The sequence below is a fragment of the Roseibium sp. genome (assembly GCF_048261595.1).
Taxonomy (GTDB): domain Bacteria; phylum Pseudomonadota; class Alphaproteobacteria; order Rhizobiales; family Stappiaceae; genus Roseibium.
The window spans coordinates 331,570-348,943 of sequence record NZ_JBLXFW010000003.1; the positions used below are offsets into that span (position 1 = coordinate 331,570).

Consider the following 17,374-nt stretch of genomic DNA (forward strand, 5'->3'; position numbering starts at 1 on the left):
ACACTATTCGCACGGAATATGGGAGGTTTAGTTTAACAGAACAAGACGCTCTTTCCGAAAAAAACCATTACAAATCTTTCATTCCCACTTCTTCGCGTGCCGGTTTCCAGATCAACCCTCTGGCATCAAAGATTTCGCAGAACCGGGGCGGGCTTTTCGCCAAGGACCTTCCACGTACCGACAAGGCCGAAGCCTACCGTCAGCACCAATGCGACGAGTGCCGCTGTTGCCGCTGTCAGCGGCAACATGACGAAGCTTCCGTTCATCACCTGGGTGATCACGAACCAGGCCGCCAACCCTCCTGCGATGAGGGCGAAGATGGCGGTCGCGAGACCCAGAATGGCGTATTCGAGACCATAGGCAAGGATCAGACGGCCACGCGTTGCTCCGAGGGTCTTCAGGATGACAGCATCGTAGATCCGATTGCGGTGTCCTGCGGCAAGCGCACCGGCCAGAACCAGAATGCTGGCGATGAGGGTGATGGAGGACGCGCCCCGGATTGCCCAGGCGAGCTGGGCGACCAGATCATTCACCTGAGAGATCGCATCCTTGACGCGTACAGTGGTGACAGTCGGGAAGGCATTGGAGACCTTACGGAGAAGGTCAAGCTCTGTTTCTGCGGCGACTTCGCCCTCCCAACCGAGCGTCATCAGGTTGGAGTGCGGCGCGCCGGCAAATGTATTCGGCGAGAACACCATGACGAAGTTGATGGCGAGCGAACGCCACTCGACCTTGCGTGTATTGGCGATCCGGGCAGTGAGCTCGCGCCCGAGGACATTCACAGTGACTTCATCACCGACCGCGAGTCCGAGCTCACGTGCCGCTTCGTCCTCGAAGGAAACGAGCGGAAAACCGGTGTAGTCCTCGGACCACCATTCGCCACTCGTGATTTCTGAGTTGTCCGGAGCGCTCGCCTCATAGGTGATGCCTCGGTCACCGCGCAGGATCCAGCGCACGTTCGGGGGAGCGTCGATCTCGCTGACCGGGACGCCTTTCAGCGAGACGAGTCGTCCGCGCAGCATGGGAACGCTCCGCATGCTCGCCTTTTCGGTCTCGGCTTGAAGCAAGGCCTCGAACGCGTCACGTTCATGGCTCTGGATGTCGATGAAGAAGAAACTCGGGGCCTGATCGGCGATAGTTGCCGTAAGCTCGCGGCGCAGGTTGCCATCGATAAGGGCGAGGGCGACCAGCAGTGACAGCCCGAGCCCCAGCGACAGGACGACGGAAGGGGTCAGGGCGCCTGGCCGGTGGATGTTGGCGATGGCCAGCCGCAGTTCCGTCGAGCGGACGCTCGGCATACGCCTGGCGAGTGCCATGATGGCACGCGCCACGAGCACAAGCAGCACAAAGGCCGCCGCGGATGCGCCGATGTAGATCACTGCAATGCGCTTTTCGTAGGCGAGCAGGATGGCGATCCCGGCCAGGGCCGCAACAGTAACCGCGGTTGCGAACAGGTAGCGCTTGCGCGGCAGTTGCCGGGCGCGGGTCGAGACCATGTCGCGGAACAGGGCGGTGGGGGGCACGTCGTGGGCCTGACCCAGCGGCCAGAGTGCAAAGGCGAGGGCTGTGAGGACGCCATAAAGCAATCCGAGGCCGAGTTCGGTCGGGTAGATGGCGGCGGCCATATCGATCGGCAGGAGGCCGGAGAGAGCGCTGCTTGCAACGAAAGGAAGAACGGCGCCGATGACGAGGCCGATGGCAATGCCGATCCCGGCAAGGAACAGCATCTGGATCAGGTAGATTTGAAATGCGAAGCCACCGGTCGCGCCGAGACATTTGAAGCTTGCGATGACCTCACGCTTCGTGGCGAGAAAGGCGCGGATTGCATTGGCAACGCCGACGCCGCCGACGACGAGGGCGGTCAGGCCGACAAGGGTCAGGAACTGGGCGAAGCGGTCGATATTGCGCTGAAGTCCGGGAGCGGCATTTGCGCGGGAGCGGATGCGCCAGCCGGCCTGCGGAAACTCTTCGCCCGCCTGCTCGATGACCCGCGACAGAGCTTCATCCGAGGCGGAGCCATCCAGCTTGACCCGGTACCGCCAGCGGACAAGGCTGCCCGGCTGGATCAGGCCCGTATCCGGCATTGCGTCCTGGGACAGCATGAGCCTGGGCCCGAATTCCATGCCGCCGGCCAGCTTGTCAGGTTCGTTGATGATGGTATCCGAGATGCGCACGGTCGCCTTGCCGAGGCTCAATGTGTCACCGACCGCAAGGCCGAGCCTGGCCAGAAGGGATGGGTCTACGACCGCGCCCCATATGCCGTCCTGTTGCGACAGCGCTTCCGCGAGACGCCCCCCGCTCTGGAGCTCCATCGTTCCGAATAGCGGATAGGGGTTGTCGACGGCCTTCAACTCGACAAGGGACTGGTCGCCGCTCTCGGGCAGGCGCGCCATGGCGCGCATGGTCGCAACCTCGGAAACGGATCCCAGCTCCTCGAGCCAGGCCCGTTCTGCCTCACCCGTCTGGCGATGAACGATTGCGAAGGAAAGATCTCCGCCAAGGATCGATTGCCCTTCCGCCGAAATGCCTTCGGTCAGTGAGCGGGAAATGGAGGTGACCCCGGCGATGGCAGCAACGCCTAGGGCGATGCAGGCGATGAAGATGTAAAAACCCTTCAACCCGCCGCGCAATTCGCGCAGCGCAAAACGAAGGGCGAGGGGAAAGCCGGTAGGGGCCTGGCTGACAAAGGCACTCATGCGCCGACCTCTGCCGCTTGCGATCGGGCAGGGGCCGAACTCCGGTTCCGGTCGTCTTCTATCTCTCCGGAGCGCAGCCGGATCATGCGATCACACTGTTCTGCGAGCGATGGATCGTGGGTGACAAGAACGAGGGTCATGGCGCGCTCGCGCTGGGCCTTGAACATGAGCTCAACGATCTGCGCGCCGGTGCTGTCGTCGAGGTTACCGGTCGGCTCGTCGGCAATCAGGATCTTCGGCTGAACCACGAGTGCGCGGGCAACGGCCACGCGCTGCTGTTCGCCGCCCGACATCTGCGACGGGTAGTGGCCGAGGCGGTGGCCCAGCCCGACGGCTTCCAGTTCACGGCGCGCCTTGTCGAATGCCTGCCGGTCGCCGGCAAGTTCCAGCGGAACCGCGACGTTCTCCAGAGCGGTCATGTTGGGGACGAGGTGGAAGGACTGGAATATGATGCCGACATTGGCACCACGGAAGCGGGCCAGTTCATCTTCGGACAGGGGCGAAAGATTCGAGCCTGCTACGACCACCTTGCCGCTGTCCGAACGCTCGAGGCCTGCCATGACCATCAGCAGCGTTGACTTTCCCGAGCCGGACGGACCGACCAGACCAACGGCTGTGCCCGACTCGATCTCCAGGTCGATGCCCTTCAGGATGTGCACCCGGCCGGCACCCTCTCCGAGGCTGAGGTGGACTTCCTTGAGATCGATCGCCGGTCGGTTCGTCATATGTGCCCCTCAAGTGTCTGGCTTATTGCAGCTATTGATGCCTGCCTCGTGCATGCCGGTTCCCTGCCGGTATTGCCGACAAGGCCTTCTGCGACCATATGGGTCCAAGATACGGAGGGATCCAGACCTGCCATGCGCGCAAAATTGTATCATTTTGTCTTTGCCTTTTGCTTTTCCGCTCTCATCTCAGGCGTTTCGGCCAAGGCAGATAGCTTGAAGCTCGTGGTTCTCGGCGACAGTCTGTCGGCCGGCTACCAGCTGCCGCCGGAAGAGGCCTTCCCGAACCAGCTCCAGGCAGCTTTGACCGAACGCGGCCATGACGTCGAAGTGGTGAATGCAGGGGTGTCCGGCGATACGTCGTCGGGAGGTCTTTCGCGCCTTGACTGGTCGGTTGGTCCCGATGTGAAGGCGGTTATTGTTGAATTAGGCGCAAACGACATGCTGCGGGGCATTCCACCGGAAAAAACCCGCGAGAATATCGAGGCCATTGTCTCGCGCCTGACGGAGCGCGGGGTCGCCGTTCTCGTGGCGGGCATGATGGCCCAGCGAAATCTCGGTGAGGACTATGCGGCCGAATTCGATCCGATTTATCCGGAAGTCGCCGCTGCTCACGGCGCTCTCCACTATCCATTCTTCCTCGAAGGAGTGGCGCTCGATCCGGACCTGAACCTCGCCGATGGAATGCATCCGAATGGACAGGGTGTTTCCGTGATTGTCGCGAATATGCTACCTCTCGTGGAGCAACTTCTAGAACGGGCCGGTTCGTTCTGAACCCAGTCCCGCCCCACATGCAGTTTCAGTTTTAAGGAACAAGCGATGGATTACCGCCGCCTTGGCCGTACCGATATTACCGTCAGCTCCCTGTGTCTTGGCACCATGACCTTTGGCGAGCAGAACACCGAGGCCGAGGGGCACGCCCAGATGGATCTGGCGGTCGACCGGGGAGTGAATTTCTTCGACGCCGCCGAACTCTATCCGATCCCACCCAGCCGGCACACGCAGGGCCGCACCGAACGCATCATCGGCACCTGGTTCAAGGAACGTGGCGGTCGCGACAAGATTATCATGGCGACCAAGGTTATCGGCCGTTCCGACATGGACTGGTTCCGCAAGGACGGGTCCAAGGGCAGGTTGACTCGGCAGCAGATCGAGGAAGCGGTCGACCAGAGCCTGAAAAACCTGCAGACCGACTACATCGACCTCTACCAGATCCACTGGCCGGACCGGAACGTTCCGGGCTTCGGCGCAAATCCCACCCGCTGGGAAGACGTTGAACCGGCGTCCGACGAGAACTCGATCCACAGCACGCTCGAAGTCATGGCTGACCTCGTCAAGGCGGGCAAGATCCGGCATCTCGGCCTGTCCAACGAAAGCGCATGGGGCACCATGACCTATCTGAAGGAAGCCGAAATGCACGGTCTTCCGCGTGTCGTCTCGATTCAGAACGCCTATTCTCTGGTCAACCGGACGTTCGATACCGGTCTTGCCGAGGTTGCCTTGCGCGAAAATGTCGGCCTTCTGGCCTATTCGGCGCTGGCGCAGGGGTATCTCACGGGGAAATACCGGGACGGCGCTGCGCCGGCCGGGTCACGCAAGGTGCTGTTCGATCGCCTGCAGCGCTACGAGCGCGCTGGCGCTCAGGAGACCATGAATGAGTATCTGGACCTTGCCGCGAAACATGGACTAGATCCGGCACAGATGGCCTTGTCTTTCGCCCATTCCCGCAGCTTCATGACCTCGGTTATTCTCGGGGCAACCAAGATGGAGCAGCTGGAAAACGATCTCGGCGCCGCCGACCTGGTTCTGTCTGACGAGGTTCTTGGCGGCATCGACGACATTCATCAGCGTCGCGGCAACCCCTGTCCGTAAGTTCTTTCGTTCTACCGGATCGCGGATGGTCATGGCCTCCGCGGTCCGGCCTTCAAACAGAATCATTTTGCCGGAAAATCATCCCGTCGGAACGGGTTCGCAACTCAAGGGTGGCCTTTATCCCGGTCCGGAAACTCTCAATGATTCAAGGCCTTGCGAATTTCCCTTGCGCTGCGGCAAAAGATGATTCCTCATGGATATGTCGAAACCAGTGGAGGGGCAGCCGATGCCGCGACTGTTCACAGGTCTCGAGATTCCGGCAGAGACGGGTCTCATGCTTTCGATGCTTCGGGGAGGCCTACGAGGCGCCCGCTGGATCGACCCGGAAAACTATCACATCACTCTGCGCTTCATTGGTGACATCGATGATCGGACCGCCGACGAGGTGGCCGAAGCGCTCGATCGGATCCGCCGTGACCCGATCGATATCCGGCTGAGCGGTCTGGGGTCCTTCGGCAATGGCAAGCCGCATGCTGTCTGGGCGAGAGTCGAACCGACGCCCGAGCTGGCGGAGCTTCAGTCCGAGCAGGAACGCATCCTGCAACGCATCGGTCTGCCGTCGGAACGGCGCAAGTATACACCTCATGTAACGATTGCCCGTTGCCGCACGTCGAGCAACGAGGATGTGGCCAGGTGGCTTGCGGACCGCGGAAATTTTCAGGCTCCACCCTTCGTGGCAGGACGGTTCGTGCTCTACTCGGCCAAGGCAAGCGTTGGCGGCGGACCGTATCTGGTCGAAGAGGCCTATCCGCTGGCGGCTTGAGGCCTCCCGATCAACGTTTCAGAAGCTTGCGGTAGACCTCCAGTGTTGCCGCGCACATCGCCTCAACGGAAAAGCTTTCAGAGACATGTTGCGCAGCACGACCCGTCAGGGCGGCCCTGGCTTTGTCAGACAGGTCAAGTGCATGGCGCATGGCTTTGGCGAGGGCTTCGTGATCGCCCGGCGGTACGCGCCAGCCGGTCCGCTCGCCTTCCGAAACTTCCGGCGGAGCCAGAACGGTTTCCGGAACCGCGCCAAGATCCGACACGATGACGGGTACATGCGCTGCCTGCGCCTCGACGGCAGCGCGCCCGAAGGCCTCGGGTTCGGTGGAAGCGACGACGGAGACATCGGCGAGCGCGAGCGCAGCGGGCACGTCCGAGCAGTGACCAACAAGCTTGATCCGATCCTGCAGGCGATGCTTCGCAATCCGGTCGCGCAGGTCCCACAGATACGCCTCGCGGCCCTGCGCATCGCCTGCGAGGATCGCGATGGATTGGGTGTCGCCGGTTCGGACCAGCTCAGCCATCGCCTCGATCATGACCCTTTGTCCCTTCCAGGCGGTCAGGCGGGCAAGGTTCAGGATGACCGGGGCTCCTTCGGGAATACCCCAGTCTGCGCGCAGCGCAGTCTTCCGGTCGTCAGCAACGTTATGCGGATCAAGCGCGGTGAGGTCGGAACCCCTGTGAACCACGGTCAGTCGTTTCTTCGCAAAGGGATGGCGTTCGCGGATCAAGTCCGCTGTGTAACCTGAGTTGGCGATAACCGTATCGCCCCTTGCCATGACCGAATTATAGAAGCCCTTGAGGGCGTTGGTCTGGTTATAGATGCCGTGGTAGGTCGTGACGAAAGGGATGTCTTCCCTGCGTGCAGCCCGGAGAGCCGACCAGGCGGGTGCGCGGCTTCGGGCATGAACGAGGTCGACGCCATGTTCGCGGATGACTGCCTGCAGTCTCGCGGCATTGCGCCAGATCGTCAGTGGGTTCTTGGATTTCACAGGCAGGGCGACATGCAACGCACCCGTTTGCTGCAGCTCGTCCAGCATGCGCCCGCCCTGGCTGACGACGATGGCCTTCCAGCCTGCCTCGACGAGGGCCTTCGCCACGTCAACGGTGGTGCGCTCGGCGCCGCCTGTTTTCAGGTCGGGTATGACCTGCAGGACGACGGGCATTCCATCATTGTTGCTCACCTACGGCTCCGGCGTTGGCGCTTCTCATTGAACCCCGTCTGTGCCAATGAAGGCGCACGTCAGAGGAAAACCAGCAGAGCCATAGTATGACCCGGGACGATCCGCAATTCATAGCGGTTGGAAAAGCGGAAAATGAGCGGCAGATCGCGGTCCGGCACGATGCAGGCCGGGTGCCGGGTATCTTCTGGCTGTCTGGCTTCAAGTCCGACATGAGCGGGACCAAGGTGCTTGCCCTTGCCGATTGGGCCAGGGAACGCGATCTCGCAAGCACGCGCTTCGACTACTGCGGCCACGGCCTCTCGGGACGTGATTTCGAGGACTGCTGTGTCTCCGACTGGCTGGAGGATACGCTGGCGGTCTTTGACCGGTACTGTACCGGGGCGACGGTTCTCGTCGGATCTTCCATGGGCGGTTGGTTGGCCATGCTGCTGGCGCTGGCGCGTCGCCAGACCGGGTTGATCAAGGGTATGGTCCTGATCGCGCCGGCGGCAGATTTCACTGAGGAACTGATGTGGAAGCAGCGCTTCACAGATGAGATCCGCGAGACGATCCTGCTGGACGGGCGCTGGGCGCAACCCTCTGCCTATTCAGGCGACCCTTATGTCATCACGCGCAAATTGATCGAGGACGGTCGAAACCACCTCATTCTTGGAAAGTCGCTTGAGCTCGGGTGTCCGGTGACGATCCTGCAAGGGGCGCTCGATCCGGACGTTCCCTGGCAGCACGCGATGCGGCTTGCCGAAGCCCTGCCACACGACGACGTCACCTTCTCGCTGGTTCCTGATGGGGATCATCGCCTGTCACGGCCGCAAGATCTCGATCTGATGCTGCGGGCCGTTGAAGCGTTGGTGTGACGGGCGACGTTAAACGGGAAGCGCTTCGCGTCCGGTTCGGCGAACCCGGTACCATGCCCAGAAAAGCCTTGCGGCGATCCCGCGATAGGGCGCCCAATCCGATGCAATCGCATCGACTTGCTTGATCGAAGGCGTTTCGGTGTGGCCAAGAGCCTCGCCGACAGCAATCCTCAAGGCCAGGTCGCCGGCCGGGAAGATGTCCGGATGTCCGGCACAGAACAGCAGGAAGATATCTGCTGTCCATGGCCCGATGCCCTTGATGATGCAGAGTTCCGCATGGGCTTCTGCGGCAGGTCGTGACGCCAGACCTTCAAGATCAAGTCCTCCCCTGCAGGCTTCGCCGACTGCCCGCAGCGTGCGTATTTTCGGTTTCGACAGCCCGACCGAGGCCAAGGCTTCGTCCGAGTGTGCTTCAAGATTTTCCGCAGTCAGGGGGGCAACCTGGGTTTCGAGCCTTGCAAATATGGCGCTGGCGCTTGCGACCGAGACCTGCTGCCCGGTGACGATATGAGCCAGCGAGGCGAAATTAGGTGCGCGGCGGCGCAGGGGCAGTGGCCCGGCTTCCTCCGCAATGGGGGCAAGGGCGGGCGCCAGCTTCAGCAATGCGGCAAGACCGCGCTCGACATCGGCCAGCGTGTCGATCGGCTGCAAAGGAGGTGCGTCTGACAAGGCTTCGGGTCCTGGGCCGTTTCGGGAACGGGGCGGACCTGATAGGTACAGGCTGCGGGCCCCGCCCGAAACCCGAAAATCGCGATTGTGAAGGCCGTTATATTCCATGCAGCCAGCCGTCTTTCGTTTTGCGCCTTCTCCGAACGGGCATCTGCATCTTGGCCATGCCTTGTCCGCGTGGCTGAACCATGAAGCGGCCAAGGGTGTCGGTGGCCGGTTTCTCGTCCGCGTCGAGGATATCGATACGGCTCGCTGCACGCCGGCGCTGATCGAGGACATGTTCGAGGATCTCGCGTGGCTGGGGCTGTCCTGGGAACAGCCGGTCTACCGCCAGTCGGAGCATTTCGATGCCTACGCCCAAGCTCTCGCAACGCTGGAGGAGCGGGGGCTCGTCTACCGTGCCTATCTGACGCGTTCGGAAATCAAGCGGTTCGTTGCGGAAAACGAAGCAAAAGGGATGGCATGGCCATGCGATCCGGATGGGGCGCCACTCTATCCGGGAGACGGTGTGGTGCTTTCCGAAGACGAGCTCGCCGCCCGCAAGGCCGGGGATGCGCCCTATGCAATCCGGCTCGACATGAAGGCGGCGCTGGGGACGCTTACAGAGGCTCTGACCTGGTGGGAAGGCCCCTCGGAATGGTCGAAGGTCAAGGATACGCCTTCGGATTGGTACGAGGGAGAAGCAGTCACTGCCGACCCTGCTGTATGGGGGGACGTGATCCTTGCGCGCAAGGACACGCCGACCAGCTATCACCTGTCTGTCGTGGTGGACGATGCGGTCCAGGGCATCACCGACGTGCTGCGCGGCCGCGATCTGTACCATGCGACCTCTGTTCATCGCCTTTTGCAGCATTTGCTCGGGCTGAAAGAGCCTCGCTACCGGCATCACGAACTTGTTAGGGGGCTGGATGGCAGAAAACTGTCGAAGTCCGACAATGCGACGAGCTTGCGATTCCTACGCGCCTCTGGTGCCGCGGTTGACGAGATTTTGGGCAATTTGGGCACGGCTCTCTGCTTTTAGCTACGTGGTTCATTGTAAAAATTATAATTAATAAATTGTTTTACTGTAAAAACATCCAATCAGAAGCATTTCAATATCGGAAACTTCTAAATTATCTATTTGTATACTTGTTCCTCCTAGCTTGCGATGACGTGTTCAAGTGATCTCGAGTATGTGGACGGGAGGAATGATGACCGATTATTACGCAGCCCTGCTTGTTGCGATGATCTTGCCGTCCCTTCTGGTCCAGCTGTCTCTCGTGTTGCCGGATGGCGCTCGGGCTCGCAGAGTGGTTCCTTGCCTGAAAGGGTATGAGGTCCGCTAAAATGCAGAGACTGAAGAAGTATCTTTCCGCCATTCAGGCCTACTATGGCCGCGTATTCGTCCGCACGACATTTTACGTTGTGGCGCTTCTGTTCGGCTTTGCCGGCCTGGTGACCGGTATCAATTACTACAACGACGTCTGGGAGATCGAAGAGCGGCTGCTCGATAAGGCTCATGATCATGCGACGCTTGTCTCAAGAATTGCGGCAAGAGAGATCAAGCAAAAGCAGTACACGGAGATGGAGACGCTGCTTGACGCGCTTGCAGGAGAGTCTCTGGTGGTCGCTGCCCGAGCCTACACACGGTTAGGGCATGTTTTCGCGAGCGATATCACAACGCGTTTGAGTGGGCGTGAAACGTTTATCGACGAAAATGTTCTTACCGCGATCGAAAGCCGCAAACCGTTCACGCGGGAAGACGCGGAGACAATGCAGTACATACTGCCGGTGAAGCATGCCGGGGAAACCGTCGGCGCAGTCAGTATCACCATGTCGAAGGAGGAGATTGGCGCGCTCAAGCTGACGCTGATCAGGCAATCCCTCATGTTGATGGGAATCCTCGTTTGCGTGTTTGTTCCCATCGGTACCTTCCTCGTCTATCGGGCAACCCACGGGATCAGCCGCGTGACGGCGGCGGCGAACGAAGCCGCGCAAGGATTTCTCGATACGTCGCTTGAAGTCGACACGGTTGGGGAGGTTGGCGAGCTTCAGAAGGCTTTCCAGCAGATGTCGGTCAGCCTGCGCAACAACATGCAGCGGATCGAATACCTTGCCCACGTCGACAACATTACCGGCCTGCCGAACCGTCTGAAGTTCGGGAATGTGGCAACACAGATGATCGACCTTTCGCCTCGTGCGGAAGGAGGGCTTCTGTTCATCGACCTCGACCGGTTCAAAGCCGTCAACGACGCCCATGGTCACTCCGTCGGCGACCGCCTTTTGCTGATGGCCGGAGAGCGGGTCTTCAACCTTATCGAAAAGCACGCTCAGCCGAAGTGCACCGGCAAGCCCTTCATATCGCGGTTTTCCGGCGACGAGTTCATCGTCATTTTGCCAGGTGTCACGGATGCTGAGACGCTCAAGGAATTGGCGGACCTGATCGTCGAGAAGATGGCGGAGCACTTCAGGGTCGACAATCTGAAACTCGTCGTGCGTGCCAGCATAGGCGTTGCTCTGTATCCGCAGGATGCAGATTCTTCGGAGGAACTGCTCAAGTGCGCTGACATGGCCATGTTTGCGGCGAAGGAAGCCGGTCGAGATCAATCGGTGGTCTTCAACGAAAAGATCCGTGAAAAGGCCATCGAGCGTGAGAAGATCGAACGCCATCTGCGTACCGCGCTCGAGAATGACGAACTGAAGGTTTATTACCAACCCAAGCTCGACCTGAAGTCCGGCCGGATCATGGGATCGGAAGCTCTCCTGCGCTGGCAGCACCCGGAGCTTGGCAATGTTCCGCCTTGGAAGTTCATTCCGCTTGCAGAAGAATGCGGGCTGATGACTTCCATCGGTGAGTTCGTGCTGCGCAAATCTCTGGAAGACATGAACGTACTCCGCCATGAAGGCAGTGATCTGTCGATCGCAGTCAATGTAGCGCCCGTTCAGTTCGAGTCACCTGCATTCACCGACAGGACGTTGGGCATCCTGGGCGAAAGCGGGTTCCCGCTGGAAAAGCTGGAACTGGAGATTACCGAGTCCAGCATCATGGACGATCCGAAAAAGGTCTTTGACCAGATCATGCCGATCAAGGAGGAAGGGGTCCTCTTTGCGATCGATGATTTCGGGACCGGTTACTCCAGCCTCAACACATTGGCGACCATGCCGTTCGATACGCTGAAGATCGACCGGTCCTTCGTCATGGACATGGCGGACAGTGAAGATCGTCGCGCCATCGTCCAACTGATCCTGATGATGGCGCAGCAGCTTAGAATGCGAACCGTTGCAGAAGGGATCGAAACGAGCGGGCAATTCGACCATCTCAAAGCCTGGGGCGCCAACTATGCCCAAGGCTACTTGTGGAGCCCGCCAGTCGATTATGCGCGGTTCCGCGAGCTGGTTAAGGAATCTGAAGCGAGTGCAAAGGTCGCGATTAAGGATATCGATCAAAAATTGCGAGCCTGAGGTGGAGGGGCGCTGTGACTTGGGGCGGATTGGGTACATTGACGAAATGGCGTTGGGCAAGCCGTTTCATGAAATTGAGCGGACGTCCGATGCGGATGGTGTTCGTGCGGGCAACACTTTGCCTCACGCTCGTGCTCAGTGTGTTTGCCCTCACCGTAACGACGGTTGATTACTACCGCAGTGTCGATTCCGCTGAAGGGGCGTTGCTATCCCGCAGCGAGGAGATTGCCCGTAGCGCGGCAACGGCCGTTGCGGGACTTGCAGGGGCCGGAAACACGGCAGCGATCGACGGCATATTGACGGACCTCGTTTCCAAACAGGACGTGATGCACGCCTGGATTCTGGATCGGGACGGCAACTCCTATCGGACTGCAGAAGGCAGCCCGTCTTCCGAGGCATTTCGTGCTGAAACCATTGCGGTGATGGCGTCCCGCCAGCCCTCGCGTCTTTACGGCGATATGTCGCTCCTCCAGCTGCAGCCCATCCTCGTGAACAATCGTTCCATCGGGGCTGTCGCCATTCGTATGTCGATGGACCGTGTCGAGCAGGTCAAATACGACAGCATCATGTCGGGCGCGATGATCGCCAGCTTGATCCTTTTGCTGTTCACACCGGTTGGCGCCTATTTCATGTTCCGTCTCGCGCGGGGCATCACTCAGGTCACCGAAGCGGCCAACGAGGCCGCAAGCGGTTTTCTGGGCACTGATTTTCCGGTCAACAGCTCGGGCGAGGTTGGCGAGCTGCAAAGCGCCTTCCGGACCATGATCACGGAACTGCGCTCCAACATGCGGCAGATTGAAGCCATGGCATCTCAGGACGCCGTGACCAAGCTGCTCAATCGCAACAGTTTCCTGCTTGCCGCACGCAAGGCGGTGGAGCTTACTCCGCGTGCGCGCGGAGCCTGCCTGATGTTGGAGGTGACCCGTTACGGCAAAGCCGTTGAAGAGCATGGCTATGTCATCGGTGACAAGCTGATGGTGGCGGCGGCGGCCAGGATTTCGCGGGTGATCGATGATTTCGCGACACGCGCGAACCTTCAGGGCGCGACCTTGGCATCATTCTCGTCCGACAAGTTCTGCATCCTGCTACCCGGAATTGTTGACACTGCTCCGGTCGAGGCACTCGGCAACGCTCTTGTCGAAGCAGTTTCCAAGCCTTTCAACATCGAAAACCTTCCGATTGTCGTCGGTGGCGCAAGTGGCGCGGCGCTTTACCCCGAGCATGGCGCGACGGCTGATGAACTTGTCCGATCGGCAAATAGTGCGATCACGACCCTAAAGGCCCGCAATGGCGGTGCCATCTATCTCTTCACGTCCAAGGACAAGGAAGATGAGGCCGAACGTGAGCGGCTCGAGGAGGATTTGTGGATGGCGTTGGACGGCGAGGAGATGAGTGTCGTCTACCAGCCGAAGATCGACCTTGCCACCGACCGTGTGGTTGGGGCGGAAGCTCTGCTCAGGTGGCAGCATTCTGAGCTTGGACAGATTTCTCCAGCGCGCTTCATTCCCATCGCGGCAGCCTGCGGCATGATCACGCCTATCGGCGAATACGTTCTGCGCCGCGCAATCGAGGATAGCAAAAAACTCACCGACCGGGGCCACCAGCTGTCCATCAGCGTGAATATCGACCCGATTCAGTTCCGCAACCCTGATTTTGCGGAATGGGTTTGCGACGTGGTCGCCGATACAGGGTTTCCGACCAAATCCATAGAGTTGGAAATTTCCGAGAATCTGGTGTCTGACGATCCGACGCAGGCGAACAGTCACCTGAGCGCGATCAGCCAATCCGGAATTCGATTGATGCTGGACGGCTTTGGCCGCGAGGCTTCACGCCTGCAGGATCTGGCACAATTGCCGTTCGATGGCCTCAAGATTGATCGTTCCTTCACCAATGAGATCACCAAGAGCGACAGGCATCGTGTGGTGACCCAGTTGATGCTGACCATGGCGAAACAGCTTCAGATCGAGGCCGTGGCCGAGGGCGTCGAAACCGAGCTTCAACGGGACCTTCTAAAGGCCTGGGGTGCCAATAGTGCCCAGGGGTATCTTTGGAGCGCGCCCGTTCCTTTCGACAAGTACGGTCAGTTTGTCGAGGAGTACAATTCGCGAAACCCGATGGATGTCTCGAGACGCGCCGCGCGAAGAGCGTGACGCCTTTCTCCAATCAGTCGAACGGGAAAGGCGTCACATCCCAGAAGCCTGGTTCGACACGGTCATGATCCAAAGTCCGCTGCTGATGACTGCTGCAAGCGTCGTCATGGAAATCGAGTTGGCGGACATGGCGTGACCGGTGCCATACCGGTTGGCAAAGATGTAGGCGTTTATGCCGGTCGGGCAGGCTGCGGTGACGGTGGCCACAGCGACCCAAAGTGGCGGCAACTGGAAAACATGGGCGCTGACGGCGTATACGATCGCCGGCATCACGATGAGTTTCAGCAGGCTGAGACAGAGACCGGGGAGCAGATTGCCCCGGATGCCGTAGAGCACCATGCTCATTCCGAGTGACAGCAGTGCAACCGGAAGGGCCGTTGCAGCGATGCGGTCCAGCACATCCTTGAGCACGCCCTGGATCGGCCATCCCGCAAGACGCCATGCTACCGCACATACGATTGCGATGACGATGGGATTGACCGCCAGGTTCCGCCCGATGCGCAGAAGCATTTCGCGCGGCGGAGGTGCCTGCGAGACGCCGTCAAGTGCCGCCGCTCGCTCCATCAGAACCGAAATCACGACGGTCATTACCGGCAGGTGCACAGAGACGATGATCAGAAGCGGTACAAGGCCATCATCACCATAGACTGACGAGATCAGTGGCAGGCCGACCATGACCGTATTGGCAAAGCCTGCTGAAATCCCTCCGACCACACCAGCCCTTGCTTCCCGGCCGAAACCCTTTCGGATGATCAGGTTTGCCAGGACCCATGTTACTGCGACTCCTGTGAAATATGCCGCCCACAGGCCCCATGGGTTCTGATCGCCCAGTTGGACGACAGCCATGGTCTTGAAGATCAGCACCGGTATCGCGACCAGGTAGACGTATTCGCCGAGGGATTCGCCGATGGTTTGAGACAAGAGACCGGAACGTGCCGCCGCATAGCCGATGCCGATCAGGATGAAGACGGGCAGGACGATGGCCAGGATTTCGAGCGGCATGATAAATCTCGCGGGCGGGCTGTGTACCTTGGGACGTGGGCATAGAGAGCGAAATCGCATCGGAGAGTAGGGCCGAGGCTGGAGGAGGTCGCACTCCGGAAGGATCGACAAGCTTTGTCTGCAATGAGTTTTACCGTCACGCACATGGAATGCAATGCTTGGGGTCGGTTCCATTTGCAGGCGGCGCAATTTAGGCACTAGAATCAGTTCATGTCAGAGGATTCAAAGTCGGCGCGGAAGCTTGCCCTCCTGGCGCACGACCTGCGCACGCCCTTGTCGGCCATGAAGCTGACAGCTGAATTGATCGGGATCGAGGCCCTGTCGGAAAAGCAGGCCGAGCGTCTGGATCTATTGATCCGGTCGATTGACGCCTTGTCCGACCTTGCCGGTGATCTGATCAGCGGCACTGATGAGGCATCGGGCGAGCGGCCGATGTCGCAGATCGTGCGGGAAACAGTTGGCCTCTACACGGTGGCGGCAGAGGCTAAAGGGCTTCAGCTGATACTTGATGAAGGGGATACGTCGCTGACACTCCCGGCCGGGAAGGCGGGCGCGATGCGCCGTATCCTGACCGCTCTGCTCGACAATTCGGTCAAATATACCGATCTGGGCAGTATCACTGTTTCCTTGAGCGAGGACGACTTGCCGGATGGTTCCGGGCGCATGATGGTGCTCGGCGTGGCGGATACGGGTCCCGGTATCGAAAAGATCGAGCAGCGACGCCTGTTCAAGCCCTATGTTCGTGGTTCTGCCGGCAAGGCTCGCAGCCCGGGCTCGGGGCTCGGACTATGGGGCGCGCGTCAGCTTGTCGCTGAACTGGGCGGCACGTTGGAGCTGAGCTCCGAGCAGGGTGCGGGTTGTCGATTCAGCATTCTCTTGCCGTACCGCCCTGTTGCTTCCGACGCGGTCCAGAGTGACTATCCTACGCTGCGTCCAGCAAATGCCGAGGCGCATGTTCTGGTCGTCGACGACAACCTGACCAATCGCCGATTGCTGTCGGCTCTGCTGGAGTCCTTTTCAATCTCCAGTGACCAGGCGGCAAGCGGCTTCGAGGCGCTGGAGCGCGTGGCCGCAACCGCCTATGACACGGTTCTCCTCGACCTGCATATGCCGGAGATGGATGGACTGGAAACGGCCCGGCGGATCAGGGAGCTGTGCGGTTTTGAGGAAATGCCGTTGATCGCCGTCACCGCCGCGCTCGAAACCGTTGGAGATGACAGACTGAGGGAGGCCGGTTTCCGTGAGGTGCTGGCCAAGCCCTTGTCGCCGGTCGATCTATTCCAGGCAATGGGACATGCCAGGGATCGCTACCGGAAAAGGATGGATCCGGGAACCTGATTTCGACACGGCGCGTTCTGTCGTCAATCGCTCAGAACCAAGGCGTCATCGAGGGCTTGTTCCAAGCGATCATGGCCCCAGAAGAGTTCGCCTCTCCCGGAGATAAAGGTCGGGGCGCCGAATACGCCTTGGGTTTCTGCCTCGGAGACCGCGGCGCGCAATCCGATTTTCACATCCATCGTCTCCGCCTTGGCAAGTGCGGCCGCGGCATCTGCCCCGACGTCTAGCAGGATGCCCGCGATGATCGACGGGTCGGAAATGTCGAGGCCCGCTCCGAACTCGGCATAGAAGACAGCCCGGACAAAGGCCCCGATCCAGGGTTCTGCGCGGGCGGCATGGGCAACTCGTGCGGCGAGCAGACTGTTCTGGGGAAAGGGGTCAGGCCGTACAAGTGGCAGCCCGAAGACCTCGCATTGACGTTCCATGTCGCGCCACATGTAGCGCCCTTTTGCCGGCATCAGGTTGAACGGCGATGTTTCCCAGCCTTGCTTGCGGAAGATGGGGCCGAGAAGGAACGGGTGCCATACGACCATGACGCCGCGATCCGCCGCAACAGTCTCGATCTGCATTGCGGAGAGGTAACTGTAGGTGGATGCGAAATCGAACCAGAAGTGGAGCGACGGTCGCTTGCCATCATTCCCTTGTCGACCCATGCCGCTTTCCCTCTTCGCCCTGGCGTAG

At 60.0% G+C, this 17,374-nt stretch carries 15 protein-coding genes; 9 read left to right on the plus strand and 6 right to left on the minus strand.

Translation table 11 applies throughout. The annotated features are described in order from the left end of the window. Window positions 1-125: 125 nt before the first annotated feature. Together ACN0SY_RS12695 and ACN0SY_RS12700 are read right to left on the minus strand one after the other, a co-directional pair. On the minus strand, window positions 126-2,696 hold the full coding sequence (locus tag ACN0SY_RS12695; protein WP_417687561.1) for an ABC transporter permease: 2,571 nt from the start codon (window positions 2,694-2,696) through the stop codon (window positions 126-128). Then, a complete protein-coding gene (locus ACN0SY_RS12700; RefSeq protein ID WP_417687563.1) occupies window positions 2,693-3,421 on the minus strand; it encodes an ABC transporter ATP-binding protein in 729 nt (242 codons plus the stop codon). The genes ACN0SY_RS12695 and ACN0SY_RS12700 overlap by 4 nt, the downstream gene beginning before the upstream one ends. Window positions 3,422-3,553: 132 nt before the next feature. Between ACN0SY_RS12700 and ACN0SY_RS12705 the strand changes: the two genes are divergently transcribed. The 3 genes from ACN0SY_RS12705 to thpR all read left to right on the plus strand — a co-directional run bounded on the left by ACN0SY_RS12705 (window position 3,554) and on the right by thpR (window position 6,053). Beyond that, window positions 3,554-4,192 (plus strand): arylesterase, encoded by a 639-nt coding sequence (locus ACN0SY_RS12705; RefSeq protein WP_417687565.1) that lies wholly within the window; start codon window positions 3,554-3,556, stop codon window positions 4,190-4,192. Between the two features lie 45 nt (window positions 4,193-4,237). Continuing rightward, window positions 4,238-5,290: an aldo/keto reductase gene (locus tag ACN0SY_RS12710; RefSeq protein WP_417687567.1), complete on the plus strand. Its 1,053-nt coding sequence runs from the start codon at window positions 4,238-4,240 to the stop codon at window positions 5,288-5,290. A gap of 226 nt (window positions 5,291-5,516) precedes the next feature. Then, window positions 5,517-6,053: an RNA 2',3'-cyclic phosphodiesterase gene (gene thpR, locus ACN0SY_RS12715; protein WP_417687569.1), complete on the plus strand. Its 537-nt coding sequence runs from the start codon at window positions 5,517-5,519 to the stop codon at window positions 6,051-6,053. Window positions 6,054-6,063: 10 nt separating this feature from the next. Here thpR and ACN0SY_RS12720 read toward each other — a convergent pair whose 3' ends face one another. Then, entirely contained in the window at window positions 6,064-7,239 is a 1,176-nt protein-coding gene (locus tag ACN0SY_RS12720; protein ID WP_417687571.1) for a glycosyltransferase family 4 protein, read from the minus strand. Window positions 7,240-7,325: 86 nt separating this feature from the next. Here ACN0SY_RS12720 and ACN0SY_RS12725 point away from each other — a divergent pair, with 86 nt between their 5' ends. Continuing rightward, window positions 7,326-8,093, plus strand: coding sequence for an alpha/beta hydrolase (locus ACN0SY_RS12725; RefSeq protein ID WP_417687573.1), 768 nt, complete (start codon window positions 7,326-7,328; stop codon window positions 8,091-8,093). A 9-nt stretch (window positions 8,094-8,102) separates the two neighbouring features. Here ACN0SY_RS12725 and ACN0SY_RS12730 read toward each other — a convergent pair whose 3' ends face one another. Continuing rightward, on the minus strand, window positions 8,103-8,744 hold the full coding sequence (locus tag ACN0SY_RS12730; protein WP_417687935.1) for a DNA-3-methyladenine glycosylase family protein: 642 nt from the start codon (window positions 8,742-8,744) through the stop codon (window positions 8,103-8,105). A gap of 124 nt (window positions 8,745-8,868) precedes the next feature. Here ACN0SY_RS12730 and gluQRS point away from each other — a divergent pair, with 124 nt between their 5' ends. The 4 genes from gluQRS to ACN0SY_RS12750 all read left to right on the plus strand — a co-directional run bounded on the left by gluQRS (window position 8,869) and on the right by ACN0SY_RS12750 (window position 14,353). Further along, window positions 8,869-9,783 (plus strand): tRNA glutamyl-Q(34) synthetase GluQRS, encoded by a 915-nt coding sequence (gene gluQRS, locus ACN0SY_RS12735; protein ID WP_417687575.1) that lies wholly within the window; start codon window positions 8,869-8,871, stop codon window positions 9,781-9,783. Between the two features lie 166 nt (window positions 9,784-9,949). Beyond that, on the plus strand, window positions 9,950-10,087 hold the full coding sequence (locus ACN0SY_RS12740) for a hypothetical protein (protein ID WP_417687577.1): 138 nt from the start codon (window positions 9,950-9,952) through the stop codon (window positions 10,085-10,087). A 1-nt stretch (window position 10,088) separates the two neighbouring features. After that, a complete protein-coding gene (locus ACN0SY_RS12745; protein ID WP_417687579.1) occupies window positions 10,089-12,203 on the plus strand; it encodes a putative bifunctional diguanylate cyclase/phosphodiesterase in 2,115 nt (704 codons plus the stop codon). A gap of 68 nt (window positions 12,204-12,271) precedes the next feature. Continuing rightward, window positions 12,272-14,353 carry a putative bifunctional diguanylate cyclase/phosphodiesterase gene (locus ACN0SY_RS12750; protein WP_417687581.1) on the plus strand — a complete coding sequence of 694 codons (2,082 nt, stop codon included), beginning with the start codon at window positions 12,272-12,274 and terminating at the stop codon, window positions 14,351-14,353. Between the two features lie 33 nt (window positions 14,354-14,386). On the opposite strand, the gene ACN0SY_RS12755 is transcribed toward ACN0SY_RS12750, so the two are convergent. Continuing rightward, window positions 14,387-15,355 carry an AEC family transporter gene (locus ACN0SY_RS12755; protein ID WP_417687583.1) on the minus strand — a complete coding sequence of 323 codons (969 nt, stop codon included), beginning with the start codon at window positions 15,353-15,355 and terminating at the stop codon, window positions 14,387-14,389. 210 nt (window positions 15,356-15,565) lie between these two features. Here ACN0SY_RS12755 and ACN0SY_RS12760 point away from each other — a divergent pair, with 210 nt between their 5' ends. Then, window positions 15,566-16,693 (plus strand): hybrid sensor histidine kinase/response regulator, encoded by a 1,128-nt coding sequence (locus ACN0SY_RS12760; RefSeq protein ID WP_417687585.1) that lies wholly within the window; start codon window positions 15,566-15,568, stop codon window positions 16,691-16,693. Between the two features lie 23 nt (window positions 16,694-16,716). On the opposite strand, the gene ACN0SY_RS12765 is transcribed toward ACN0SY_RS12760, so the two are convergent. Beyond that, complete coding sequence (locus ACN0SY_RS12765; RefSeq protein WP_417687587.1) at window positions 16,717-17,346, minus strand: 2-hydroxychromene-2-carboxylate isomerase; 630 nt, start codon at window positions 17,344-17,346, stop codon at window positions 16,717-16,719. Window positions 17,347-17,374 lie beyond the last annotated feature (28 nt).